General features: G+C 62.1%; 21 protein-coding genes. 14 read left to right on the forward strand and 7 right to left on the reverse strand.

Annotated elements, in window-relative coordinates:
- Positions 1-84 precede the first annotated feature (84 nt).
- On the reverse strand, positions 85-840 hold the full coding sequence (locus OR601_RS01075; RefSeq protein ID WP_265591896.1) for a GntR family transcriptional regulator: 756 nt from the start codon (positions 838-840) through the stop codon (positions 85-87).
- 282 nt (positions 841-1,122) lie between these two features.
- Between OR601_RS01075 and OR601_RS01080 the strand changes: the two genes are divergently transcribed.
- The 4 genes from OR601_RS01080 (at position 1,123) to OR601_RS01095 (ending at position 5,446) form a co-directional block, all read left to right on the forward strand.
- On the forward strand, positions 1,123-2,703 hold the full coding sequence (locus OR601_RS01080) for an alpha-glucoside-specific PTS transporter subunit IIBC (RefSeq protein ID WP_265591897.1): 1,581 nt from the start codon (positions 1,123-1,125) through the stop codon (positions 2,701-2,703).
- A 100-nt stretch (positions 2,704-2,803) separates the two neighbouring features.
- Entirely contained in the window at positions 2,804-4,147 is a 1,344-nt protein-coding gene (locus OR601_RS01085; protein WP_136012174.1) for a 6-phospho-alpha-glucosidase, read from the forward strand.
- Between the two features lie 136 nt (positions 4,148-4,283).
- Complete coding sequence (locus OR601_RS01090; RefSeq protein ID WP_265591899.1) at positions 4,284-4,892, forward strand: hypothetical protein; 609 nt, start codon at positions 4,284-4,286, stop codon at positions 4,890-4,892.
- Positions 4,893-4,945: 53 nt separating this feature from the next.
- A complete protein-coding gene (locus OR601_RS01095) occupies positions 4,946-5,446 on the forward strand; it encodes a PTS sugar transporter subunit IIA (protein WP_136012176.1) in 501 nt (166 codons plus the stop codon).
- 133 nt (positions 5,447-5,579) lie between these two features.
- Here OR601_RS01095 and OR601_RS01100 read toward each other — a convergent pair whose 3' ends face one another.
- From OR601_RS01100 to pfkB, 6 genes are all read right to left on the reverse strand, one after another.
- The gene (locus OR601_RS01100; protein ID WP_265591900.1) at positions 5,580-6,671 is read right to left on the reverse strand and encodes an FUSC family protein; all 1,092 of its coding nucleotides are present in this window, start codon (positions 6,669-6,671) and stop codon (positions 5,580-5,582) included.
- A gap of 110 nt (positions 6,672-6,781) precedes the next feature.
- Positions 6,782-8,026: an ABC transporter permease gene (locus tag OR601_RS01105; protein ID WP_265591901.1), complete on the reverse strand. Its 1,245-nt coding sequence runs from the start codon at positions 8,024-8,026 to the stop codon at positions 6,782-6,784.
- The gene (locus OR601_RS01110; RefSeq protein WP_265591902.1) at positions 8,013-9,227 is read right to left on the reverse strand and encodes an ABC transporter permease; all 1,215 of its coding nucleotides are present in this window, start codon (positions 9,225-9,227) and stop codon (positions 8,013-8,015) included. The genes OR601_RS01105 and OR601_RS01110 overlap by 14 nt, the downstream gene beginning before the upstream one ends.
- 10 nt (positions 9,228-9,237) lie before the next feature.
- The gene (locus OR601_RS01115; protein ID WP_265591903.1) at positions 9,238-10,194 is read right to left on the reverse strand and encodes an ABC transporter ATP-binding protein; all 957 of its coding nucleotides are present in this window, start codon (positions 10,192-10,194) and stop codon (positions 9,238-9,240) included.
- Between the two features lie 111 nt (positions 10,195-10,305).
- Entirely contained in the window at positions 10,306-11,004 is a 699-nt protein-coding gene (locus tag OR601_RS01120) for a helix-turn-helix transcriptional regulator (protein WP_265591904.1), read from the reverse strand.
- Positions 11,005-11,176: 172 nt separating this feature from the next.
- Positions 11,177-12,100 (reverse strand): 1-phosphofructokinase, encoded by a 924-nt coding sequence (gene pfkB, locus OR601_RS01125; RefSeq protein WP_265591905.1) that lies wholly within the window; start codon positions 12,098-12,100, stop codon positions 11,177-11,179.
- Between the two features lie 217 nt (positions 12,101-12,317).
- On the opposite strand from pfkB, the gene OR601_RS01130 reads away from it, so the two are divergent.
- The 10 genes from OR601_RS01130 to tsaE all read left to right on the forward strand — a co-directional run bounded on the left by OR601_RS01130 (position 12,318) and on the right by tsaE (position 22,165).
- Complete coding sequence (locus OR601_RS01130; protein ID WP_265591906.1) at positions 12,318-13,226, forward strand: patatin-like phospholipase family protein; 909 nt, start codon at positions 12,318-12,320, stop codon at positions 13,224-13,226.
- Between the two features lie 112 nt (positions 13,227-13,338).
- Positions 13,339-13,776 carry a 50S ribosomal protein L13 gene (rplM, locus tag OR601_RS01135; RefSeq protein ID WP_136012183.1) on the forward strand — a complete coding sequence of 146 codons (438 nt, stop codon included), beginning with the start codon at positions 13,339-13,341 and terminating at the stop codon, positions 13,774-13,776.
- A 3-nt stretch (positions 13,777-13,779) separates the two neighbouring features.
- Positions 13,780-14,175, forward strand: coding sequence for a 30S ribosomal protein S9 (rpsI, locus tag OR601_RS01140; protein ID WP_136012184.1), 396 nt, complete (start codon positions 13,780-13,782; stop codon positions 14,173-14,175).
- A 185-nt stretch (positions 14,176-14,360) separates the two neighbouring features.
- Positions 14,361-15,698: a phosphoglucosamine mutase gene (glmM, locus tag OR601_RS01145; protein WP_136012185.1), complete on the forward strand. Its 1,338-nt coding sequence runs from the start codon at positions 14,361-14,363 to the stop codon at positions 15,696-15,698.
- A gap of 57 nt (positions 15,699-15,755) precedes the next feature.
- The gene (gene glmS, locus OR601_RS01150) at positions 15,756-17,600 is read left to right on the forward strand and encodes a glutamine--fructose-6-phosphate transaminase (isomerizing) (protein WP_265591907.1); all 1,845 of its coding nucleotides are present in this window, start codon (positions 15,756-15,758) and stop codon (positions 17,598-17,600) included.
- A 5-nt stretch (positions 17,601-17,605) separates the two neighbouring features.
- On the forward strand, positions 17,606-18,160 hold the full coding sequence (locus tag OR601_RS01155) for a holo-ACP synthase (RefSeq protein WP_136012187.1): 555 nt from the start codon (positions 17,606-17,608) through the stop codon (positions 18,158-18,160).
- 4 nt (positions 18,161-18,164) lie between these two features.
- On the forward strand, positions 18,165-19,811 hold the full coding sequence (locus OR601_RS01160) for an NAD(P)H-hydrate epimerase (protein ID WP_265591908.1): 1,647 nt from the start codon (positions 18,165-18,167) through the stop codon (positions 19,809-19,811).
- 5 nt (positions 19,812-19,816) lie between these two features.
- A complete protein-coding gene (alr, locus tag OR601_RS01165) occupies positions 19,817-21,025 on the forward strand; it encodes an alanine racemase (protein WP_265591909.1) in 1,209 nt (402 codons plus the stop codon).
- A 12-nt stretch (positions 21,026-21,037) separates the two neighbouring features.
- Positions 21,038-21,646, forward strand: coding sequence for a uracil-DNA glycosylase (locus OR601_RS01170; RefSeq protein ID WP_136012190.1), 609 nt, complete (start codon positions 21,038-21,040; stop codon positions 21,644-21,646).
- Entirely contained in the window at positions 21,647-22,165 is a 519-nt protein-coding gene (tsaE, locus tag OR601_RS01175) for a tRNA (adenosine(37)-N6)-threonylcarbamoyltransferase complex ATPase subunit type 1 TsaE (RefSeq protein WP_265591910.1), read from the forward strand. It abuts the gene before it with no gap.
- Positions 22,166-22,286: the final 121 nt, after the last annotated feature.

Genomic DNA, 22,286 nt, shown 5'->3' on the forward strand with positions numbered 1-22,286 from the left:
CACGCGGAGCCTGCACAAGGAGTGCAGGCTCCGCGTTTTTGTCTTTATGCCTGCCGAGAAGTCCGTGCGCCTCCCGTCTGGACGTTAAGGGGCTGCTGGGACTTTGCGGGGCGCATGGGTGCGCTGGGAGGTTTGGCAAAGCTCGAAGAAGCCGGGCACCTGTCGGGTTTCGGTGTATTCGATCATGATGCCGTTGGTGTCGTAGGCATTGCAGCGCATGACAGCGATGGCATTGAAGCCGTCGAGGTCCAAAAGCGTCTCGTCGTAGCGATTCACAGGCTCTATGGTAATTATGCGTTTGCTGGTGACGATGCTCATGCCCAGCTCGTCTTCCAGGTATTGGTAGATCGAGCGGTTCACGATGTCGGTGGTGAGCCCAGGGACGCTGGAGGCCAAGTAGTAGCTCTCATCGGTGCCGACGGCTCGGCCGTCGGCATAGCGCACGCGGAGGATATGGGTGAGCTCGCTGCCAGGGGCAAAGCCGGTGATTTGTGAGAGCTCGGGGTTGGTGATCACGCGCTCCAGCACCACAGTGCGGGTGGAGGGGGCAAAGCCGCGGCGGGCGCTCAGCTCCTGATAGGTTTCCAAGCCGTAGTCGTTGCGATCGCGCGGGTTTTCATGGAGCGGGTTATAGATGACTCGCACTCCCTTGCCCTGCATGGGCTGCACGAAGCCCTCTGCAGCCAGCTGGGATAGGGCGCGGCGCACCGAGCTGCGGGAGCATTGGAAGTGTTCGCAGAGGTCATGCTCAGAGGGCATGAGGGATTGGTAGGGGAGATGCCCTGAGATGATCTCCTCTTTAAGCACCTGGTAAATCTGCTGGTAGATGGCTTTAGGCACAGTTCTTCTTTCCACTGTCTCCCGGGAGGGGATGGCGGTTTTATCGGCGTGACATACCTTAACCCATCTTCTAGCTTGTACGTACAACGTTCACCGCTCAATTCTTGCCGCTCGCCTTTAAAACAGTTTGAAGCACAACTTATACGAACAAGTTGAGGCACTATGAATGCACGCCTTGTACGAACAAGTTACGTTCCGTGGCGCCGCGGGACTGACTCTTGGCGACAACCTGCTGGTCGTTCGATTTTGCATAAGTAACCAATAGAAAGGGGGATTACCAAGATGATGGAGAAGATCCAAAAGTTTGGCGGTGCCATGTTCACCCCAGTGCTGCTCTTCGCCTTTGCAGGCGTGGTCATTGGCTTGGGCACCCTGTTTACCACCGAGGTCATCTTTGGCCCTATGGCGGCTCCTGGCACTATGTGGCATGGCGTATGGAACGTCATTCTTCAAGGCGGCTGGACGGTCTTCAACCAGCTCCCACTCCTCTTTGCGGTATCTCTTCCCATTGGCTTGGCCAAAAAGCACAATGCTCGCTGCTGCATGGAAGTGCTGGTCGGCTACCTGACCTTCAACTACTTCATGGCTACTATGCTCTCTCAGTGGGGCGGCTTCTTTGGTGTGGATTATGCGGCAGAGATCGGTGGCGAGAGCGGTCTTGCCATGGTGGCAAGCATTAAGACTCTGGATATGGGCATGATCGGAGCTCTGGCTATCTCGGGCATCATCATCTGGCTCCATAACCGTCTCTTCGAGTTCGAGCTCCCTGAATGGCTGGGCGTGTTCTCTGGATCTACCTTCGTTTACGCTGCCACCTTCTTCGTGATGATTCCGGTGGCTTTCCTTTGCTGCCTCATTTGGCCTCATGTCCAAGAGGGCATCCGCGCCTTCCAGGTGTTTGTGGCCTCGGTAGGTCTCCCTGGCGTAGGCATCTTCGCCTTCCTTGAGCGCGCGCTCATTCCTTTTGGCCTGCATCACCTGCTCTATAGCCCCTTCTACTACGACAACGCAGTGGTTAACGGGGGTATCTACGCAGCCTTTGCCAAGGACCTGCCCATGATCGCAGCTTCCTCGGCGCCCCTGAACGAGCTGGCCCCCTATGCGGCCTTTACCTGCTCCAGCTGGTCCAAGATATTTGGCTGCCCGGGCATCGCGCTGGCCTTCTACTTCACCGCCAAGCCCGAGAAGCGCGAGGAGCTGCTGGGCTTGCTCATCCCCATCACTCTCACGGCCATTGTCTGCGGCGTCACTGAGCCCATCGAGTTCACCTTCCTCTTTGTGGCTCCCTTGCTCTTCATTGTGCACGCCATCTTGGCAGGCATTCTGGCCATGGTCATGTGTGCCTTGGGCGTGGTGGGTGTGTTCTCCGGCGGCCTCATCGAGATGGCCTCCTTGAACTTCATCCCGCTTATGGCCAACCACTGGCCCGCCTACCTCACCGCTCTGGTCGTGGGCCTCTGCTTCACCTTCATCTGGTTTGTGGTCTTCCGCTTCCTCATCCTGAAACTCGACCTCAAGACCCCTGGTCGCGAGGAGGACGACGAAGAGGTGAGCTTCAAATCCAAGGCCGATTACCGCGAAGCTAAGGCTGGTGGCGCTGTTGCCGAGAATAGCGACCCCTACGCCGTGACGGCCGCTCAGGTGTTGGAGCTTTTGGGCGGTCCCGACAACATCGAAGACGTCACCAACTGCGTCACTCGCCTGCGCGTCACCGTTAAAGACGAGTCCAAGGTGGCAGACGATGCCGACTTCAAAGCCATCGGCACCAGCGGCTGCGCCAAAAACGGACGCGCCATGCAGGTCATCATTGGCCTCAAGGTCCCCAAGGTGCGCGATAGGTTCGACCACCTGCTCGACTCCTAGCGTCTAACCTCCTTGTTCCATTGCGTTTGTGCGGGACGCCGTCCGCGGCCACTGCGGCGTCCCTTCCTATGAGCCTGTGGCCAAGATTGGAAGCATTCTTATGGCTAAGAAAAGCTACTCCGTAACCATCGCTGGCGGCGGCTCCACCTTCACCCCTGGCATCGCCCTGATGCTTCTGGAGGAGCACGATCGTTTTCCGGTAGACCGCGTGGTCTTTTATGACAACAACGCTGAGCGCCAGGAGATCGTAGCCAAGGCCTGTGAGATCTACTTCAAGGAGAACGCTCCAGACCTGGACTTTTCCTACACCACTGATCCCGAGAAGGCCTTCACCGGTGTCGACTTCGTGCTGGCTCACATCCGTGTAGGCCTCTATGCCATGCGTGAGTTGGACGAGAAGATCCCTCTCAAGCATGGCGTGTTGGGCCAGGAGACCTGCGGCGCCGGCGGCATTGCCTACGGCATGCGCTCCATTGGCGGCGTCTTCGAGATCTTGGACTACATGGAGAAGTACAGCCCCAATGCCTGGATGCTCAACTACTCCAATCCGGCGGCTATCGTGGCCGAGGCCTGTCGCCTGCTTCGCCCCAACTCCCGCATCATCAACATCTGCGACATGCCCATCGACCTCATGGACAAGATGGCTCACATGTGCGGCATCAAGGATCGCCGCGAGCTCCAGTACAGCTACTTTGGCCTCAATCACTTTGGCTGGTTCACCGAGATTTATGACAAAGAGGGCAACGACCTCATGCCCGAGATCAAACGCCACATGGCCAAGAACGGCTACATGGATGGCTTCGAGACCGCCGGTGACAAAGCTCAGCATATCGACGAGTCCTGGGTGCATACCTTTGGCAAGGCCAAGGATGTCTACGCGGTAGACCCCGAGACCATCCCCAACACCTACCTCAAGTACTATCTGTTCCCCGACTACGTGGTAGAGACCTCCAACCCCGACTACACCCGCGCCAACGAGGTCATGGACGGCCGTGAGAAGAAGGTCTTTGGCGCCTGCCGCGAGATCATCGAGAAGGGCACTGCCAAAGGCTCCGACTTCGAGGCCGACGCCCACGCCACCTACATCGTGGACCTTGCCTGCGCTCTGGCCGAGAATACCCTCGAGCGCTTCCTGCTCATCGTTCCTAACGACGGAGCCATCTCTAACTTCGATCCCACGGCCATGGTGGAGGTGCCCTGCATCGTGGGCAAGAACGGCTACGAGAAGATCTGCCAGGGCCAGATCCCGCAGTTCCAGAAGGGCATGATGGAGCAGCAGGTCTCTGTGGAAAAGCTTGTGGTTCAGGCTTGGGCCGAGGGCAGCTACCAGAAACTGTGGCAGGCTCTTACCCTTTCTGCCACTATCCCCTCCGCCAAGATCGCCAAGGATGTGCTTGACGACCTCATCGAGGCCAACAAGGGTTTCTGGCCCGAGCTCTCCTAAGGCATCGGCCAAGCTCGACGTTTTGTATCTTTAAACTACCAATCTAAGCTGTCCTGGAACCAGCGACCTGCTGCTGTCCGCTGGTTCCAGGACGCGCTATCTCGCCTAGAGGACTCCTGAGGAGGAAGATCGTTTTATGGCCACCAAGAAACATCGTGCGCGCGAAGATCAGCGAGGCGCCAAGCTTGACCCTGGCCGCAGCCAGAGAGCTGCCTCCCTGAGTCCTCATGTCAAGGAGAAGGCTGTTCCTCGCGGCATGTCCGCCAAAGAGAAGCTTACCCAGCGCTTTTTTATGGGTGTGGAGATCCTGCTGGTAGTGGTGCCCTTTGTGAGCCTAGGGTTGGCAGGTTCCCTCAATCTGGACGCCGCCTCGATGAGCAACCTTCAGGAACTCATGGCGCAAAACCCGCGCTTTTTGGTGAGCTTTTTGGCTGCATGCCTACAACCGTTTGCAGCCTATCTCATACATATTGCCTATCGTCACTATAAGGACGGCGATGGAGGCTACGCGATGGGAAGCCTGGTGGGCATCCTTTGCGCCGAGATGCTTATGCAAAGCGTCCCTGGTGTTGCTGGCGTCATGCTTTTGCTTTGGCGCATCTGGAGGCCTGCCGCTTCTGAAAGTGCTGTCTGGCGGCAAGAGCGCGGAGCAGCAGGCGTGCTCAAGGATCTATCTGGCTCGCTGGTGATAATTGCATTTGCGGCAGTATGCGCCTTTGCCAGTTGGCGCTTGAATAACGGCTAGTGCGACAAATATGAGACTAAGTAGCATGTTGAGAAGAAGAGGAGAGCGAGACTATGGGACTGTTCGATCGCTTGTTTAAGGGAAATCCCAAAGAGGCCAAACCCGCCAAGCTGGAGGTGTTGGCTCCCATCGATGGCGAGCTGGTGGCCATCGAGTCTGTGTCCGACCCTGTCTTTGCCCAGAAGACCATGGGCGACGGCATCGCCATCGTCCCCTCCGGCACTGCGCTGATAGCCCCTATGGACGGCGAGCTCTCTGCGCTGTTCCCCACGGGCCATGCCTATGGCGTGGAGAAGGATGGCCTCTCTGTCATGGTGCATGCGGGCGTCGATACGGTCGAGCTGGAAGGCGCGGGCTTCGAGGTGAAGGCTGCTCAGGGCGACTCGGTCGCTGCTGGCGACGCCGTCATCCTTATGAACCCGGCCACCATCAAAGAGGCTGGTTTTGACCCTACCGTCATAGTCGTGGTGCTTGAAGCCCCTGAGGGCAAGACGCTCTCCAAGCGCGATCTTGGTCCTGTCAAGGCTGGCGAACCCATCCTCTGGTTCGACTAAGGGCTTGTCCGATCTCCTCAAAGCGCCCCTAGCTTTACTGAGCTAGGGGGCGCTTTGCCTATTAAGGGCACATTGAATATCTGTGCAGCTAGGAGCCCTTCTCGGCTGCTGCCGAGAAGCCCGCTCATCGCAACTAGCGCTCCTTTTGGGCTTGGGCGGCGTGCCAACTGTCCATCCAGGACCACAGCAGGGCGCAGGCGAGAGCAAAGAGGATGCCTAAGAGGTTGTCGCCTACGCGTAGCAAGGCGCTTCCGGCAGCGCCGTAGAGGGCGCTGGCCAAAAGCAAGGCGCCAAAGCAGTTGAGCACGTTGTTCCAAAAGTAGTGGGCAGAAAAGCCAATGCACAGGCCGGCGATGGGGCCAAAGAGGTTGTGGGCCTCAGGAGGCACGATGGCGGCCAGCAGCCAATAGAGGGCGCTTCCTGCCAGCACGCCACCTGCCCGCTGCAAGCCGCGACGGAGGGTGGTGGTGGCTTTGTTGCCCTCGGGATCGTAGGGCAGAAGCACCGACATGCAGGCGTAGCCCATCCAGAGGCTTCGGGGCACCTGCAAAAGATCGCCTGCCAAAAGCACTAAGGCCACCGCTATAGCCATGCGCAGGCGCCAGCGGGTCTCGGGGTTTTTGAAAGAGGAGGCGCGCAGCACATCGCCAAGCCGCACCTGGGCATGGGCATGCAGGTGCTTGTGCAAAAGCACGCCCGCGCATAGCAGCAGCAACACCCCTGCCAGCATCCAGCGCAGGCCCAGTGCCTGTCCTGTCACCGGCGTCTGGCTCACAAAGACGTAGGCGAATACATAGGTGCCGGCGTTTCCCATGCGGGGATCTTGGGCTACCAGCAGCAAGACGATGCCCAGAAACACCAGGTTGGCAGCAAAGGAGAGCCAGGGCATCCCCAGGGCGGTCACTTGTCCGCCGGCCACCGTAAGGGCCAGGACTAGAGCCAAAGCCAGTACTGAGTCCTTGGCGTTGTAGCCAAAGGACACAAACTTGATGCCCAGCAGCATGCAGAAGCCGCCTACCACCAAACAACTGTTCTCAGCGCCAAATACCGGCGTGAGCCCGCCTATGAAGAGGATGGCGAAGGCCACCAGCAAGAGCGAGCGCACCGCCATGGCAAAGACCAGACGGGTGCGCTCGCGTCCTTGGGCGGTGCGGATGGCAGCCCAAAGGGCAGTGGGCGAGAGTTGCAGCAGCTGATAAAAACTGGAATGGGTGGTATGAGCCATGGGTCCTCGTCCAAAGTCATTGGCGGCAGATACGCGATGGTGCAAATGCTTTGGAATTTGTTCCCCCTAGGAGATTCAGGCGAGCATAAGATAGGGCAACAGGCGGGGCGCTAACTCTCCTGAACCGCCCCATTGCCTCCGGCACAAGTCGTTTGCTCTCGGAGCTTCCCTGCGATGAGGGCTATGCAGAAAAGCACGACCGAGAAGAGCGCCACCACGCCTACATCGGTGAGAATGGATGATCCCACCGCAGCTGCATGGGAAGATCCAGCCAGCTCTTGAGCGCTCATAAGGGCGTTGGTGTACCACCAGCCCGGTGTGAAACGGGCCACCGCTTGGATCTCAGAGCCTAGAAGCGTCATGGAGATCCACGCTCCTCCCATAAAGGAGATGGCCATGCCCAAAAGATTCCCCAACGCATTGGCGCCTTGAGAGCTCACGCCAAACTGGCCGGCCAAGAACGACACTGAAAGCGGGAAGAGCATGAAGGCCAGCGAAGCCAGAAGCGTGAAGGCAAGGCCGATGGTCCCCAGTGCCAGCGCATCCTGCCAAAAGACCAAAAGGCCGATGGCGGTGGAGACAAACCAACAGGCCAGCGTGACCGCCAGGGCAGCCAAGGCTACCTGGAGGGTGAAGGAGCGATAGGTGAGAGGGCTCGCCAGGTCGCGGCGACGAACGTCGGTGCGGTTGAAGGTGGTGAAGAGCGCTGCCGTGCAGGCGATGATGGAGGCGACGGTGGTGTAGATGGACCATTCCAAATAAAACGTGAAGGTATTGGCGGAGCCGGCCTCAGCGGCATCCGGGGTGGCCATAAGCTCCACAGAGGCTGTCTTTCGAGCAGCGCGCGCGGCCTCTTCTGCCACCTGAGCCGCTGAGGCTTCCGGATGAGCGGCAGCGGCCAAGGCAGCAGAGGCCAGCCAGCGCTCGGCTGCGGCAGAAGCGAGGGCCCCTCCGGCTCCGGTAAAGCCATAGGCGGCATCCACAGAGGGGAGGCTTTCTCCAGCGCGGGCGGCCGTCAAAAAGGCCCCCTCAAAGCCGGCAGGTACTATGAACAGGCAGTCCACGCTGCCCTGGGCCACGGCTTCTTCCTGGGCCAGGCGATCCTGCGCCACCTCTACGCGCGGCCCCAGCTCGCCCAGGCTGTCTATGAGGCCTGCCACCAGCTCCGAGCGGTCCTCGTCTACAAGACCCCATTCCAGCTGGGGGCGCACTAGGTCCTGCAGGCTGCCGGCAGGCTCGGCCCCGGTCACTGCCAGCGCCATGACTACGCCCATGACGCTTAAGCCCACGGCATAGATGAGAAAGAACAGCGGCCTTCGGGCGGCCATCTTCAGGGCGTACTTACACACTCTCACGGCGCAGCCTCCTTAGACGCAGCACTCCTACCGTGCAACAAATGGCTCCTGCGGCGGCCACCAAGCCCAGATGCATCCAGAAGGGGGCCAGGCTGTCGTAATAGATCAACGCCGATAAGGACTCCATCACCTGGCGCACGGGGTTGATCCAGGCAGTGACCGGCGCGGCTTCGGCCAGGTTGTTGGCCATCTCCATGACCGGTTCGCCGTAGAGGCCTGCAAAGAGCGCGCCTACGCAAGTGACGGTGGTGAGGACGCCCTCCTTGGCGCCCGTTTCACGAGGGCCGGCTACCGCGACGAGGCCGCCTAGGCCCGTGGCCATGAAGGAAGCTGCTGCCAGTGCCAGCACCACCAAGCCGGTGCGGGCGCCAAAGTCGATGGAAGCGGCCCAGCACACATAGGCGAGGCAGATGACAAGGCCTGCGAAAGAAGCGGTCCAAGAGGCCATGAGCCAAATGAGCATCTGGCGGCCTCGGGGCTGGCCCGAGGCGGTGATGCGCGATCCGCAGGCCGAGGCGCCCGGCACCAGCGTCAGCGCAGCCAGGAGGCTGTTTTGGGCACACATCAGGGCGGTAAATCCTAGCAGGGCAAAGTAAAAAGCGCAGGTCTCACGGGGGCTATTCTCGGTAAGGGAGACTTTCTGCACCAAGTCTGTCGCATCTGCCAGGGCGGCCTGGACGCTGGTGTGAGCCAGCAGGGCAGGGTCTTGGGCAGCCAGGGTGACGGCGGCATCCATGCGGGCCTGCCAGCTGTCGCAGACAGACGCGATGACGGACTGCTCCATCTGGGTCACCGAGTCGTTGGTGGGGGCCGCTTCGAAGGTGAGCTGGGAGTCGGGGCCCAAGCGCACCAAGCCTAGGAGGGGCTTCTCGGCGCCTTGGGACCCTTGGACTGCCTGGCGGGCCTCCTCGGCACTGTCCTGCCAGTCCACGGTGATGGTAGGCGATCCGGAGGCGCCGTCCGCGGCGCCTCCTAAGGCTTCCAGGAACTGGGTGTAGGCTTGGCCTTGAGGAGAGGCGGCCTGGGTGGCGTCCAAGCGCACAGCGGCGATGGGCAGCTGGTCGAGGCCGGCGAGCTTGTCGATGGGCTGGAACATGAAGATGAAGATGGTGGCGAGGCCCAACGGCAGGCCGAGACACCAGATGAGAAAGTTTTTGTCTCGCACCAGGGCCAGTAGCGCGAGGCGCCAGTTTTTGCACATGGGAGCCTCCTTAATCGCGCAGCTCGCGGCCGGTGAGCTCTAGGAAGACGTCGTTCAAGGTGGGCGGTTGGCTCCACACGCGGCCGGGCACTCCGTGGCAGTCGCGCACCACGCCCAGCACGTCCAAGAGGTTGTGGGGGCCGTTGGCACAGCGCACCGTCAGCGTATGGTCCTTATAGGCCGCCTGCAGGCAACGGGGCATGGCCTTGAGCTTTTGGGCAAGGCCATCGGGAAGCTCCGGCAGCTCCACCGAGATGGTCTCGCCTGCCTTTACCTGGGCCTTAAGCTCGTCTACCGTGCCGGCGGCGATGATGTGGCCGTGGTCCAAGATGGCCACGCGATCGCAGAGCTCCTCTACCTCCTCCATGTAGTGGGAGGTGTAGACCACCGTGGCGCCCGCCTGGTTCATGGCGCGGATGCCCTCCAGGATCTGGGCTCGGCTCTGAGCGTCTACCGCCACGGTGGGCTCGTCGAAAAAGGCCAGGTCAGGCTTGTGGGCGATGCCGCAGGCGATATTTAAGCGCCGCAACAGGCCGCCGGAGAGCCTCTTGGGGCGCCAGGCTGTAAAATCTTCCAGGCCGCAAAACTCGATGGCGGCTTCGACGCACTGGGCGCGACGAGCCTTGTCGGTCACATAGAGGCCGCAAAAGTAGTCGATATTCTCGCGCACAGTGAGCTCGTCGAAGACGGCGATGTTTTGAGGCACCACGCCCAGACGCCGCTTGAGGTCGTAGCGGGTGGGGGCCATGGGTTGGCCAAAGAGAGAAATCTCGCCTTTGTCGTAGCTCAGCAGTTGCAGGATGCAATCGATAGTGGTGGTCTTGCCGGAGCCGTTGGGGCCAAGGAGGCCAAAGACTTCCCCAGGCTCGATCTCAAAGGAGATGTGGTCCACTGCCACAAAGGCGCCGTAGCGCTTCACCAGATTGTCCACCCTCACTGCGGCGGAAGGCGAGGTGCTTTCGTTCATGATGTGTCCTTTTGGTTGGCGAGGCTAAAAACCAGTGCCCACAGCCTGCCTCATCGTGGCCCTGAGGAGGAAGTGACTTCTGTCATCAGTTGCAACGCCGCAGATAAATGGCTATGAACTCCCAACGCTTCCATTGGGGCCTCTAAAGTAGAGCGCCACCAGTTGAGTGCGGTTGTGAAGCTGCTTTTTGCGCAAAATGGCGCTCACGTGGTTTCTCACAGTGCCCTCAGACAGATAGAGGCGTCCGGCCACCTCTTTGTTGTCGAGCCCCTCTGCCACCAGGCTCAAGATGGACTGCTCTCGCTCTGTGAGCCCCTCCATCGCCTCCTGAGCCGCCGAAGCCGCCTGCCCCGTATGAGCCTCCCGAACGCTCTTCTCCTCGTCCAGCACCATGACGCGCTCTTGCAGCCTGTCTCTCGCGGCCTCCAAGGTGCGTTTCTCGGCCAGAGCGCGCTCGCTTCTGCGAGCCAAGACAAACAGGGCTGCCGAGAAGATCTCCAACCCGGAGGCACAGGCCAACTCAAAGAAGCGAGCGTTGAGCAGTGTGGGGGCTATCCAAAGCCAGCGCAAGGGCTGCTTTTGGCTGGCGCAGGCCAAACAGGCCACCAAAGGCCCAAAGGCCGAGAAGGGCTTCCACAACGCCAGAAGCCCAAAGGATGCCAGCACCAAGGCGGTGCGCGCACGGTGGCCGGTAAGGTCGAAAAGACAGCAGAGCAAAAGAGCCACGAGCAGAGCCGGGGCGTCGAGGGCGAGCGCCGGGGCCAGCAGGGAGGCTCCGATGCCCACAAGGACGGCGACCGCCTGTATCACGACTCTCTCTAGAGGCACTTGGGCCACAGGATTGCTCCTCTCGGCAGAATACAGCGGCGCCCCGACCCCTCTCGAGGAGGGCTGGGGCGCAGATGAGCCTAGCATGCTTGGGGTGCAGGCACAAAGGCAAAGGAGGGCCTGGGAGTTCGCGGCTCTGTAAAAACGCGCCGCTCTAGGCGAAGGTCACCTGCTCTTTGAGGGATTCCACCAGTTCCAGAGGCGCGGGCTGAGTGCCCGACTGCATCGCGTTGGCGGAGCCGGTGGCCATGGCCAGCACCAGCAGGTCGTCAAGCTCCATGGAAGTGTCGGCGCCCAAAGCCAGCGCAGCCACCACCGAGTCGCCGCAGCCCACCGTGGATGCCACCTTGACCTTGGGCGAGCGGGCTACCACCACGTGGTCCTTGTCCACATAGACCGCGCCGTCGCCGCCTCGGGAGACCACTACGCAAGAGATGCCGTCCTCCACCAGCGCGCGGGCTGCCTCCACCACCTTGTCGTCGGTATCGAGGGCGCGGCCCAGCATGGCGCCTAACTCCACCTCGTTGGGCTTGATGAGGTGGGGCTTGGCCTCAAGGCCCTTCTCGAAGGCCTCGCCGGAGGCATCCAAAAAGACGCGGGCGCCGGCGGCAGAGCAGGCCTCGATCCAGGTGCGATAGGTGTCGGCAGGGGCGCCGGCAGGCAGGCTGCCGCTCAAGACCACGATGTCTTGGGGGCAGATGAGGTCCAAGAGCACCTGGAGCATGGAATCGAGGTCGGTCGCAGAGACGGCTGCGCCGGGCTCGTTGATGTCGGTGTTGGTGTGGCGCACCTCGTCCACCACCTTGGTGTTGGTGCGGGTCTCGCCAGCCACCTGGAAGGCGTGGAGCTTGATGTGGGCCGCATCAAGCATCTGCTGGATGCGGGCGCCTACCGAGCCGCCCAAGAGGGCCAAAGCCTCGGAGGAGCCGCCCAGAGCTTCCACCACCTTGGTGACGTTGATGCCCTTGCCGCCGGGGTCCTCGCGCAGGGTGCGCACGCGGTTGACCTCGTCTAAGGAGAAGTTGTCCACATAAATTGTCTTGTCGAGAGCTGGGTTGAGCGTGACGGTGTAGATCATGGTCAATCCTTCCTTGAGGGAGTGTTAAGAAGAAGATATCAAAGTTCAGGTTGCTTTCATTACATGCTGGATTCGCCTTAATACTTCCAATTTTTAGGTTGGGCGTTTCTCGGCAGAAAGGGAAGGGGGCATCTGCGCAAGCTGGTATCCTGTGACGGTTACCCATCCACAACAAGCGGGGACTCAAGATCATACTTCCCGCCCCGAAGGGATAGGAATGGAGCCATTGTCAACGCAAAAGGTAGCGCTGGTCCTTGAGGGCGGCGGCCTTCGCGGCATGTTCACCGCCGGCGTCTTGGACGTGTTTTTGGAACAAGGCCTTGTAGGCTTTAGTCACATCTACGGCGTCTCAGCCGGAGCCATCAACGGCGCCAATTTCAAAGCGGGCCAGATCGGCAGGTTTTGCCGCGACACCTTGGCCTTCAGAGACAACCCCGAGTTCATGAGCTTGGCTAGCCTGGCGCTCACCGGCAACATCACCGGCCGGGAATTTCTCTTCACCAAGGTCAATGCTTCCCTGGATCCTTTTGACTACGCTCATTTCAACGCCAGTCCGGTGCCCTTTACCGCCGTGGCCTCGGATCTCACCTTTGGCACGGCGGCCTATCTAGAGGTGAGCCGGCTTCCTGAGCAGATGGACATCATCGTGGCCTCCTCCTCGCTGCCCTGTCTCTCAGAGATCGTCACCTGGGAAGGCCGTCGCCTGCTGGACGGCGGCACCTGCGACTCTGTTCCGGTGGAGCGCGCTTTGGCGGAGGGTGCGCAGCAGCTTATCGTGGTGCTCACCCAACACCGGGGCTATCGCAAGTCCCCCACCTACTCGCTCATGCAGGTAGCGCGACGGCTCTATGGTGACTATCCCTACTACCTTGAGGCGTTGGCGAGCCGAGGAGAACGCTATAACCAGCAGCTGGACCACGTCTTCGAGCTGGAGGCTGCCGGAGTTGCCCACGTGGTGGCGCCTTCGGCGCCGGTGGAGCTGGACCTCCTGGAAGAGGACGGCTCAAAGCTGCTGGAGCTCTATGTGGACGGGCGTCGCATGGCCATGGGACTCCTTCAGGAGCTGGGAGTAGCGTCGGGAGGCCGTCCTGTGGTGGTATCTGCGTGTGAAGAAGGCGCGAACTAGAGATCTACCGGTGCTTTTGGGCTCAGTTCGTGTACAATCAGTGAGCTTCTTTTGCAGAGCCCCGTAACCTCGTAAAAGAATCCGCACTACTCAAGTAAGAGGAGTTCTATCCATGAAGTCGACCAAGTACGCCAAGCCCGGCGAGGTCGCCCGCAATTGGGTCCTCATCGACGCTGACGGCGCCATCCTGGGCCGTCTGGCTACGCAGATTGCCACTATCCTGCGTGGCAAGAACAAGCCGCAGTACACCCCCCACACTGACACCGGCGATTACGTCATCGTCATCAATGCCGATAAGGTCCAGCTTACCGGCAACAAGGCTGCTAAGAAGAGCTATTGGCGCTATTCCGGCTGGCTGGGCGGTCTCAAGACTGAGTCCTTCGAGGAGGCCATGGCCAAGCACCCTGAGCGCGTCATCGAGCACGCTGTCAAGGGCATGCTTCCCAAGACCACTCTCGGTCGTCAGCAGTTTGGCAAGCTCAAGGTCTACGCTGGCCCCGAGCATCCCCATGCTGCCCAGAACCCCGTCAAGATCGAGCTGGAGGGCTAATCCATGGCAGAGAAGACTGTTGTCTATTACGGCACCGGCCGCCGCAAGGAGGCCGTGGCTCGCGTTCGCATCGTTCCCGGTACCGGCAAGTTCACCGTCAACGGCAAAGACGCCCTCACCTACTTTGGTCGTCAGCACCTGGTAGACGTGGCTCTGGCCCCCTTCCGTGTCACCGACACCCAGGGTTCTTTCGACGTCATCGCCAACTGCAACGGCGGCGGCATCTCCGGTCAGTCCGGCGCTGTGCGTCTGGGCGTAGCCCGTGCCCTGCTCGAGGCTGGCGACTATCGCCCCGAGCTCAAGAAGGCCGGTTACCTCACCCGTGACGCCCGTGCCGTCGAGCGCAAGAAGTACGGCCTCAAGAAGGCCCGCAAGCGTCCGCAGTTCTCCAAGCGTTAATCCGCAGGTTTTCTGCGAACCCAGCGAAGATTCGCATTTCAAAGGCCCGTCCTGGCGACGGGCCTTTTTATGTTCGCTAGGATAAGACATGTTTAATAGGATCGGGCATTGTATTTATAGGCATCAATAGAAGTGCCCGCCGAGGCGTCCCCGCACGCTCCACATTCGTTCCTAAGGGAGAGCCCATGAAGTACTTTGGCACCGATGGTTTTCGTGGCCGCGCAAACGAAGGCTTAAATGTCGAGCAGGCCTTCAAGATCGGCCGCTACATTGGCCATCACTATGGCCTTGAGCAGGGCCGCAAGGCCCGCATCGTCATTGGCAAAGACACCCGTCGCTCCAGCTATATGTTCGAGGCAGCCTTGATCTCGGGTCTTGTGGCCTCCGGCGCCGATGTCTACATGCTCCACGTCATCCCCACCCCCGGTGTGTGCTACGAGGTCTGCGACGGCAACTTCGACTGTGGCATTATGATCACCGCTAGCCACAATCCCTTCTATGACAACGGCATCAAGCTGGTGAACCGCGAGGGCTTCAAGATGGACGAGTCTGTCTTGGAGCGTGTGGAGGCCTACATCGACGGCGAGTTCGAGGTGCCTTTGGCCACCGGCAATGAGATTGGCTGCACCGTCGACTACATGCAGGGCCGCAACCGCTACATCGCCCACCTCATCGCCAGCGCCAACTTCTCCCTCCAGGGTGTCAAGGTTGGCTTGGACTGCGCCAACGGTGCCGCCTCTTCGGTGGCCAAGCCTGTGTTCGACGCTCTGGGTGCAGACGTCCGCGTCATCAACAACGCCCCCGACGGCTTCAACATCAACGTGGACTGTGGCTCCACTCACATCGAGCGCCTCCAGCGCCTGGTGGTGGAGCAGGGCCTGGACGTAGGCTTTGCCTACGACGGCGACGCCGACCGCTGCTTGGCGGTGGATGAGCGCGGCCACGTGGTGGACGGCGACCTCATCCTCTATGTGTGCGGCAAGTACCTCAACAAGCACGGCCGTCTGGCGGGCGGCACGGTGGTGCCCACCGTCATGAGCAACTTCGGCTTCCTCAAGGCGCTCGACATCGCCCAGCTCAACTACGAGACCACCGCGGTGGGCGACAAGAACGTCTTTGCCTGCATGCGCGAGAACGGCTATTCGCTGGGCGGCGAACAGTCTGGCCACATCATCTTCGGCGACATCGAGAAGACCGGCGACGGCATCATGACCTCTCTGCGCATCATGGAAGTCATCCGCGCCGAGCGCGAGACCCTCTCCGAGCTGGTCCGCCCCGTCAAGCTCTTCCCCCAGCGCCTCATCAATGTCACCGTGGCCGATAAGGACGCGGCCCTGGAGGCTGCCAGCGTCGCTGAGGCCATCGCCGCAGCAGAGGCTGAGCTTCAAGGCAACGGCCGCATTCTGGTACGTCCTTCTGGCACCGAGCCGCTCATCCGCGTCATGGTGGAGGCAGAGACCGAGCCGGTGGCCGATCGTTTGGCCTCTGAGGTGGCAGAGGCCGTGAGCGCCGCCACTGCCTAGCGTCCCTTCGAGAAACTCGTCTATACGTTCGCTTCTTAGAGCAGAGGAGACCTGCCCATGTGCGGCATTGTTGGCTATACCGGTACCAAGCAAGTGTTGCCCTTCCTACTCCAAGGCCTCGAGACCCTCGAGTATCGCGGCTACGACTCTGCAGGCGTTGCCCTCGAGCAGGCAGACGGCCGCCTCCTGCAAATCAAGTGCAAGGGCCGCGTGGCTGCCCTGCGCGAGCTTTGTGGCAGCTATGACACCACCTCCACCTGCGGTATCGCCCATACTCGCTGGGCCACCCACGGTGAGCCCTCAGACGTCAACGCCCATCCCCACCAGGACTGCTCTCACAAGATCTCGGTGGTGCACAACGGCATCATCGAGAATTACCAGGCGCTCACCGCAGAGCTTCAAGAGGCCGGGCACAGCTTTGTGTCTCAAACCGACACCGAGGTCATCGCGCACCTCATCGAAGAGGCCATGGAAGGCCCGGCGAAGGGCGACCTTTTGGTGGCCCTGTCTTTGGCGTGCGGCCGCCTCGAGGGTTCCTGGGCCATCGCATGCCTCAGCACAGATGACCCTGGCCGCATCGTGTGCGCGCGAAAGGGCTCGCCCCTGGTTATCGCTACCACAGCCGATGGCGCCTATGCCGCCTCGGACGTCACCGCCCTGGCAGGCATCGCACAGGAGGTCATCTACCTGGACGACGGCCAGCTGGCGCGGCTGGAGCCCACGGGCCAGTGCCAGGTCTTTACTTCAGACCTGGAGCCTGTGGACACTCCTGAGACCTACTCGGTGGACTGGGACGCCTCTGCCGCTTCCATGGGCGACTATCCCGACTTCATGGCCAAAGAGATCGCCGAGCAGCCAGAGGCCATCGAGCGCCTGCTCAAGGACCGCCTGGGACGCCAGGGCATCCGTCTAGACGAGCTGGATCTCACCAACGAGGAGATCGCCGCCATCGACCGTATCTACATCGTGGCCTGCGGCACCTCCTACCACGTAGGCCTCATCGCCCGCACTCTCATCGAGTCCTGGGCCAAAGTGCCCGTGACTGTGGAGCCCGCCAGCGAGTTCAACTACCAAGACGTCCTGGTCACCGACCATACCCTCTGCATCATCATCACTCAGTCCGGCGAGACGGCAGACACGCTGGCCTCGGCTCGCAAGATGCATGCCGCCGGCGCCAAGGTCATCGCCATCACCAACGTCATTGGCTCTTCGGCCGCCCGCGAGGCAGACGGCGTGGTCTACATCCAGGCCGGCCCCGAGGTGGCAGTGGCGTCCACCAAGGCCTATACCGCTCAGATGGTGGCCTCCATGCTGGTGGCGCTCTTCTTGGCCCAGCACAATGGCTCTCTGGGCATTCGCGAGGTCCAGCGTCGCTTCCATGACCTGGAGCGAGTGCCCGACCTTATCCGCACGGTGCTTTCCCGTGCTTGGCAAGACGAGGCTGCATCCCGCGCCTTTGTGAACGCCCACTCGTCGCTCTTCTTAGGCCGCGGCATTGCTTCCACCACGGCGGCCGAGGGTGCGTTGAAGCTCAAGGAGATCAGCTATCTGCACGCCGAGGCCTATCCTGCCGGCGAGATGAAGCACGGCCCCATCGCCCTGATCGATCCGGGCTATCCGGTGGTCGTGGTGTGTCCCGACGATCGCGTGCGCTACAAGACCATCTCCAACATTCAGGAGGTCAAAGCCCGTGGGGCCACTGTGGTCTCAGTGGCTACCGACGGCGATCAAAAAGTAGCCCAGCTCTCCGACTACCTGCTGTTGATCCCCCCTGCACCGGACTTCTGCGTGCCGGTGATCGCGGTGGTGCATCTGCAAATGCTGGCCCGCTACGTGGCCCTGGCCCGCGGCTGCGACGTGGACAAGCCCCGCAACCTGGCCAAGTCGGTCACGGTGGAGTAGCGCCCATGGCATTTGCTGGCGTAGGCGTAGACCTGGTAGAGATCGCGCGCATGGAGGAGGCCATCTGCCGCCGCCCCCGTCTCAAGCGCCGCCTGTTCACCGACGCCGAGCGCGCCTACTGCGAGCGTCGCGCCCGTCCCGCCGAGCACTATGCGGCTCGCTTCGCCGCCCGCGAGGCGGTGCTCAAGGCCTTGGGCACAGGTTTTGTCGGCATGGGTTTCAAGGACGTGGAGGTGGTGGTGGACGAGCGCACCGGCGCCCCCTCCGCCCGCCTTTCCGGAGCCGCCGCGGCACGAGCCCAAGAGCTCGGGGTACAAGAGGTAGCGCTGTCGCTTTCCCACACCCGGGAGGTGGCGGTGGCCAACGCCGTGCTGGTGACGGAGTCTGCGCGCCCTAAAGCTGCCGAGAAACCCGACCCCAAGCGAGAGATGGCCGCCTCGTTCCGCGAGGCCCGCTCCATCCTGGACGAGCTGGAACGCGTCTCAGAAGACGGGCTCCACTCCCTCGAGACCTCCTCTGAGGCCTCCCCATCGCACCCTGCCTCCCCTCCAAAGGAGTGATCCCATGCAACCTGTGCTCAATATCGAGGACGTACGTCAGGTGGAGCAGTCGCTCACCTTGGAAGGCGTGAGCTTGGCCGAGCTTATGCGCCGCGCTGGTCATGCCGTGGCCCAGGAGGTGCTGGCGTCCCGTCCCCAAAGGGTCGCCATCCTCTGCGGCACGGGCAACAACGGCGGCGACGGCTGGGTGGCCGCCGAACGCCTCCATGAGGCCGGGGTGGCCGTGCAGGTGGTGGCGCCCCAAGACCCCCAGGATCTCAAGAGCTCGCTGGCCCTTATGGTGGCCAAGAGCGCGGTGGCTGCCGGCGTGAGCTATACGGTGGCTCCTAGCACCGACGAGCTGGCGGCGCTGCTCTCCTCCTCAGACGTCGTGGTGGATGCGCTTTTGGGCACCGGTTTCCACGGCGCCCCCGCGGCCCCCTTCGACCTTTGGATCCAAGAGGTCAACCGCACTTCTGCCACGGTGGTGGCAGTGGATGTGCCCAGCGGCCTTTCGGCCCAAACCGGCCATGCTCCCGGCCAAGCGGTCTACGCGGACACCACGGTGACCATGATCTCCCTCAAGCCCGGCCTCATCTCCGGTCGCGGCCGCGACCTTTGCGGCTCCATCGTGCTGGCCCCTCTGGCCTCGCAAACCGATCGCCTGGTGGTCGAGGCAGACCCCGTGGCGTGGCGCTGCGACGCCCAGGACTATCTGGAGGTGCTGCCCTGCGACACCCAGGATATCGACAAGTACTCCCGCGGCTCGGTGCTGGTGGTGGCAGGCTCTTTGCGCTTCCCCGGCGCGGCCATCATGGCAGCCCAGGCGGCAGCTCGTGCGGGCGCCGGCTACGTGACGCTGGTGGTGCCCGACCGCGTCGCTACCGTCTGCCGCACCCACCTCTTGGAGATCCCCGTGGTAGGCATGCCCTCTACGCCCGAGGGGCAATTCTCGGTAGAGGGAAAGGCCCAGATCGTGTCCATGGCAGAGAAGGCCTCGGCCGTGCTTTGCGGCCCCGGTATGGGGGTGAGCGCAGACACGGTGGCGGTGACCTCAGCGCTTTTGGAGTGCTCGCGCCCCCTGGTGCTCGATGCCGACGCCCTGAACGCCCTGGGTCGCATGACCACCAACCGCCTGGACAACTTCCCCGAGCTCATCCGCCGAGAAGCCCCCCTGGTGCTCACGCCCCATCGTCGGGAGCTGGGACGCATTGCCGGCACCCCCAACGATCCCCCCGATTCATTGACGGCGGCCCTGGAAGCGGCGCGCCGGGTGGTCTGGGCCGACGGCGGCACCGACATCTGCGTGGTGGCCAAAGGCGAGGCTACCGGCTGCGTGGGCGTGGAGATCGCCCTTCTGCCCAAGCCGGGCCCTGCTGCGCTGGCAACTGCCGGCTCGGGCGACGTGCTGGCGGGCACCATGGCGGCCACGCTGGCCCGCGGCTTGGAGTCCAACGAGCTTCTGCCCCTTCTGTGCGCCTATGCCTGCGAGGTCCATGGGTTGGCGGGCACGCTGGCCGCCGAGAACTGCGGCAGCCGCGGAGTGATCGCCTCTGACGTCATCGCCTGTCTGGGGCTGGCCTCAGATGCAATGGAGGAATCGGTGTCCATGGCGGTGTCGGGCGCAGCCCAAGAGGGCGATGCGGCTCACCCGCAGGTCTCAGGGAGGTAAGCCTCATGGCGGCTGGTTATGGCTCTTCTCGGTATGGGGAGGCAGAGGGCGCGCGCCCCTCGGTCGCCCGGTGCCCTGAGACGCGCTGGAGCTGGGTGGAGATCGACAGAGGCGCGCTGCGCTCCAACGTGCGGGCCTACAAGAAGCTCTTGGGCCGCAACACCAAGATGATGTGCGTGGTCAAAGCCGACGCCTATGGCCACGGCGCGGCGGTGTGCGCCCCCATCATGGCCTCTGCCGGGGCCGACGCTTTCGCGGTGGCCACGGTGCAAGAGGGCATCGAGCTGCGTGAGTATGTGGACAAGCCCATCTTGCTGCTCTCTCAGCCGCCCCAGGAGTCCATCCCAGACCTTTTGGCCTACGACATCATGCCTTCGGTCTACACCATCGAGTTTGCACTGGCCTTTGGAGAGTACGCCGCCAATGCGGGAGCTCAGGGCCGCTATCATCTGGCACTGGACACTGGCATGACGCGCATTGGCGTGCGCTACCAAGACGCCGTGGACTTCAGGCGCGCCGTGGACTTCCACAGCGGCCTGGTGTGTGAGGGCACCTTCACCCACTTCGCCACCGCAGACGTGGTAGGCGACTGGGACTGGGAGCTTCAGCGTGCGCACTTTGACGAGGCAGTCGCCAATCTGCGAGAGGCGGGTTTTGATCCGGGGCTGGTGCACTGCGACAACACCCCCTCGGTGGTGCTGCACTCAGACACCCACTACGATATGGTGCGCGTGGGAGTGGGGCTCTATGGGCTTCACCCTTGCGACGCCTCTGAGCCTCTCGTCGATCTGAAGCCGGTGATGAGCGTGCGGGCGCGGGTGACGCGGGCTCAGTATCCGCCGGTAGGGGCCGGGGTGTCCTACGGCATGACCTATCGGGTGCCCAAGTCTTCCATCCAAATCGCCACGGTGCCCCTGGGCTACGCCGACGGCTATTCGCGCACCCTCTCCAACAAGGCCGACGTCATCGTGGCCGGCCAGCGCCACCATCAAGTGGGAAACGTGTGCATGGACCAGTTCATGTTTGCCGTGGATGTGAACGAGAACCGCTCCTATGCCCCCTCTGCCCCGGTGGAGGAGGGCGACCTGGTGACTATTATGGGCGCCGACGGTCGCGAGCGCATCTCGGCAGAGGAGCTGGCAGAGCTTCGCGGCACCATCAACTACGAGGTGGTCTGCGACTTTGGCCTGCGCCTGGAGAAGGTCTACGTCTAGGAAGGAGCATCCATGCTGGAGATTCCCGGATACCCCTCGCCGGCTCCGGGGCAGGTGCCCTTGGAGGCTATCCGCGCCGAGCTGGGGGATTGCCATAGGTGCCCTCTGTGGGAGACCCGCACGCATATCGTCTTTGGCGACGGCAACCCCCATGCCCGGGTCATGATCATTGGGGAAGCTCCGGGCAAAAACGAGGATCTCCAAGGCGTCCCCTTTGTGGGTGCCGCAGGCAAGAAGCTGGACGCGCTGCTAGAGATCGCGAACCTGCGCCGCGACGAGGTCTATATCGCCAACGTGCTCAAATGCCGGCCGCCTTCAAATCGCGACCCGCGCCCCGAGGAGATCGCCGAGTGCAGCCCCTTCCTGCGTGAGCAGATACGCTCCATCTGGCCCGAGGTGCTGGTGTGCCTAGGCAACTTCGCCACTCGCTTCGTCCTTCATACCGAGAAGGGCATCACCGCGCTGCGCGGGCGTTTCTATGAGACGGGGCACTTTCGGGTGCTTCCGGTGTTTCACCCGGCTGCCGCCATCTACGACCGCACCAAGCAGGCCTTTTTAGAAGAGGACTTCGCCCTGTTGGGCCAGTGGCTGGCCACCCACGAGCCGCCCCAAGGAGCTTAAATGAGCGATCTTACCCGTCCTAGCGACAGCTGCTACCTGAGCACTTCTCCTTTCGTCACCCAAGAGTTAGGGGTCCTCTTGGGCCGGTGTGTGCGCGAGGGCGACCTGGTGATTCTCACGGGGGATCTGGGCGCCGGCAAAACCAACCTCACCCAGGGAGTGGCTCGGGCGTTGGGGGTCTCTGAGCCTGTGACCAGCCCCACCTTCAACATCTTGGCCATCCATGAGGGGGACGACCTCACCCTCTACCACTTTGACCTCTATCGCTTGGAGGATGTAGACCAGCTGGGCGATGCCGGCGTTCTCGATATTGCCGGCGTCGAGGGCGTGAGCCTGGTGGAATGGGGCGAGCCCTTCGCACCCCTGTTGGGCGATGACCGTCTGGAGGTCGCCATCTCCCGCGTGGGTCAGGGGGCAGGGGAGCCTGCCCGTCAAATTCAGGTGACCGGCTGCGGTGAGCGTGGCCGCGCGCTGGCTCAGGCCTGGGACAAGGCCGTGGCAGATGCCCTGTCCTCCTAGAGGTCAAGCCGGGTAAAATGTGTGACGGCTCTGGTGCAGGCATTGCCGCCAGAGCCTGCTAGTCTCAGGCGGGCTGCCTTGTGCGCCTGTCTGGCGCCGTTCTGTCTCTTTGAGCATCCAG

Source organism: Leptogranulimonas caecicola (assembly GCF_023168405.1).
Classification (GTDB): Bacteria; Actinomycetota; Coriobacteriia; order Coriobacteriales; family Atopobiaceae; genus Leptogranulimonas; species Leptogranulimonas caecicola.

Coding starts and splice junctions, on each gene's coding strand:
- OR601_RS01080 (WP_265591897.1), top strand. CDS start 1,123: ATGATGGAGAAGATCCAAAAGTTTGGCGGTGCCATGTTCACCCCAGTG.
- OR601_RS01085 (WP_136012174.1), top strand. CDS start 2,804: ATGGCTAAGAAAAGCTACTCCGTAACCATCGCTGGCGGCGGCTCCACC.
- OR601_RS01090 (WP_265591899.1), top strand. CDS start 4,284: ATGGCCACCAAGAAACATCGTGCGCGCGAAGATCAGCGAGGCGCCAAG.
- OR601_RS01095 (WP_136012176.1), top strand. CDS start 4,946: ATGGGACTGTTCGATCGCTTGTTTAAGGGAAATCCCAAAGAGGCCAAA.
- OR601_RS01100 (WP_265591900.1), bottom strand. CDS start 6,671: ATGGCTCATACCACCCATTCCAGTTTTTATCAGCTGCTGCAACTCTCG.
- OR601_RS01110 (WP_265591902.1), bottom strand. CDS start 9,227: ATGTGCAAAAACTGGCGCCTCGCGCTACTGGCCCTGGTGCGAGACAAA.
- OR601_RS01115 (WP_265591903.1), bottom strand. CDS start 10,194: ATGAACGAAAGCACCTCGCCTTCCGCCGCAGTGAGGGTGGACAATCTG.
- pfkB (WP_265591905.1), bottom strand. CDS start 12,100: ATGATCTACACCGTCACGCTCAACCCAGCTCTCGACAAGACAATTTAT.
- OR601_RS01130 (WP_265591906.1), top strand. CDS start 12,318: ATGGAGCCATTGTCAACGCAAAAGGTAGCGCTGGTCCTTGAGGGCGGC.
- rplM (WP_136012183.1), top strand. CDS start 13,339: ATGAAGTCGACCAAGTACGCCAAGCCCGGCGAGGTCGCCCGCAATTGG.
- rpsI (WP_136012184.1), top strand. CDS start 13,780: ATGGCAGAGAAGACTGTTGTCTATTACGGCACCGGCCGCCGCAAGGAG.
- glmM (WP_136012185.1), top strand. CDS start 14,361: ATGAAGTACTTTGGCACCGATGGTTTTCGTGGCCGCGCAAACGAAGGC.
- glmS (WP_265591907.1), top strand. CDS start 15,756: ATGTGCGGCATTGTTGGCTATACCGGTACCAAGCAAGTGTTGCCCTTC.
- OR601_RS01155 (WP_136012187.1), top strand. CDS start 17,606: ATGGCATTTGCTGGCGTAGGCGTAGACCTGGTAGAGATCGCGCGCATG.
- OR601_RS01160 (WP_265591908.1), top strand. CDS start 18,165: ATGCAACCTGTGCTCAATATCGAGGACGTACGTCAGGTGGAGCAGTCG.
- alr (WP_265591909.1), top strand. CDS start 19,817: ATGGCGGCTGGTTATGGCTCTTCTCGGTATGGGGAGGCAGAGGGCGCG.
- OR601_RS01170 (WP_136012190.1), top strand. CDS start 21,038: ATGCTGGAGATTCCCGGATACCCCTCGCCGGCTCCGGGGCAGGTGCCC.
- tsaE (WP_265591910.1), top strand. CDS start 21,647: ATGAGCGATCTTACCCGTCCTAGCGACAGCTGCTACCTGAGCACTTCT.